The sequence below is a fragment of the Bradyrhizobium sp. genome, assembly GCF_016462955.1.
Taxonomy (GTDB): Bacteria; Pseudomonadota; Alphaproteobacteria; order Rhizobiales; family Xanthobacteraceae; genus Bradyrhizobium.
In genome coordinates this window covers 375-2,248 of the sequence record NZ_JAEMSD010000770.1, presented here as the reverse complement: position 1 = coordinate 2,248, position 1,874 = coordinate 375, and the positions used below count along the sequence as shown (strand labels likewise).

Annotated in this window: 2 protein-coding genes; one reads left to right on the top strand and one right to left on the bottom strand. The window is 64.0% G+C overall.

Annotation, left to right across the window (positions count from 1 at the left end; translation table 11 throughout):
- Positions 1 to 262, bottom strand: a 262-nt coding sequence (locus JHD07_RS38155) for a response regulator (protein ID WP_291631612.1), incomplete at its 3' end; no start/stop codon positions are given.
- A gap of 401 nt (positions 263 to 663) precedes the next feature.
- Here JHD07_RS38155 and fliI point away from each other — a divergent pair.
- The coding region (gene fliI / locus JHD07_RS38150) for a flagellar protein export ATPase FliI (protein ID WP_291631611.1) at positions 664 to 1,874 on the top strand (1,211 nt) is incomplete at its 3' end.

The window sequence follows — 1,874 nt, the reverse complement described above, 5'->3', positions numbered from 1 at the left end:
CCTTGTCCTCGATGCCGGCGAGGCCGGAGAGGATCAGAATGGGTGTCTTGATCTTGGAGACCCGGAGCTGCTTGAGCACGTCGTAGCCGGACATGTCGGGCAGATTGAGGTCGAGAAGGATAATGTCGTAATCGTATAGTTTACCGAGGTCGACGCCTTCTTCCCCCAAATCGGTCGTGTAGACGTTGAAGCTCTCCGACTTCAACATCAGCTCGATCGACTGCGCGACGGCGCTGTCATCTTCAATCAGCAAAACGCGCATGCCAGTTCCCCATAGTCGCCGCTCCTGGGCGTCAGGTCGGCCGCATTCGCGGCACTCAACAAAACGCCTTTGAACAACTGATTCGGATCCTGACAACAGATGGTTAACAAACTCTGATTCTGGAGCGCAAGTCCTCCCGGTGCAATTTTTGTCGAATCGCCCTAAGGTGTTGCGCGTGAAGCAGCTTTCGTCACCCACCTCCGTTCAAGTTCCACTTTAAGAGACGGGACTAACCGACTCCCGCGACTCAGCCTTCTTCTGAAGGGGAGCCACGCTCAGTCTCAAAGACAGTGACGCAATGATTAATGATGCGGGTAAACACGAAGTTAAGCGCCGTTCAGAAATATGGCGAAACTTAAGAGTTTCTCCGTGATGTCCCGGATGGCGAAGGTGGCCCCCTGATGAAGGCTCTTGCCGAACAGATCGGCGACATCGACGGCATCAACATTTATGGCCGCGTGGTCGGCGTGCGCGGCCTGATGGTCGAGGTGGCCGGTCCGATCCACGCGATGTCCGTGGGCGCGCGGCTCGTGATCGAGACCGGCGCCAACCGCACCATTCCCTGCGAGGTGATCGGCTTCTCCGGCAACAACGCCGTCGTGATGCCGTTCGCCGGCCTCGACGGCGTCCGCCGCGGCTGCAAGGCGGTGATCGCCAATGCCGCCAATCAGGTGCGGCCGTCCGCGGCTTGGCTCGGCCGCGTCGTCAACGCGCTGGGCGAGCCGATCGACGGCAAGGGGCCGCTGCCGCAGGGCTCCTCGCCGATGCCGTTCCGCAACACGCCGCCGCCGGCGCATTCGCGCAAACGTGTCGGCGCGCCGCTCGATCTCGGCGTGCGCGCGATGAACACCTTCCTCACCTGCTGCCGCGGCCAGCGCATGGGCATCTTCGCAGGGTCCGGCGTCGGCAAATCGGTGCTGCTCTCGATGCTGGCGCGCAACGTCGATGCCGCCGTCAGCGTCATCGGGCTGATCGGCGAACGCGGCCGCGAGGTGCAGGAATTCCTCCAGGACGATCTCGGCGAGGAGGGCCTGGCGCGCTCGGTCGTGGTGGTCGCGACCTCGGACGAGCCGGCGCTGATGCGGCGGCAGGCGGCCTATCTGACGCTCGCGGTCGCCGAATATTTTCGCGACGAGGACAAGGACGTGCTCTGCCTGATGGATTCGGTGACGCGCTTTGCCATGGCCCAGCGCGAGATCGGCCTCTCCGCGGGCGAGCCGCCGACCGCCAAGGGCTACACGCCGACCGTGTTCACCGAATTGCCGAAGCTGCTGGAGCGCGCCGGGCCGGGCCTGGGGGAGGGCGCCATCACCGCGATCTTCACGGTGCTGGTCGACGGCGACGACCACAACGAGCCGATCGCGGATGCGGTCCGCGGCATCCTGGACGGCCACATCGTGATGCAGCGCTCGATCGCCGAGCGCGGCCGCTACCCCGCGATCAACATCCTCAAATCCGTCTCGCGCACCATGCCGAAATCCGCCGATCCGCAGTTCTGGCCGGTGATCCAGAAGGCGCGGGCGGTGATGGCCACCTATGCCGACATGGAGGAATTGATCCGGCTCGGCGCCTACCGGGCCGGTTCCAGCCCGGAGGTCGACGAGGCGATCCG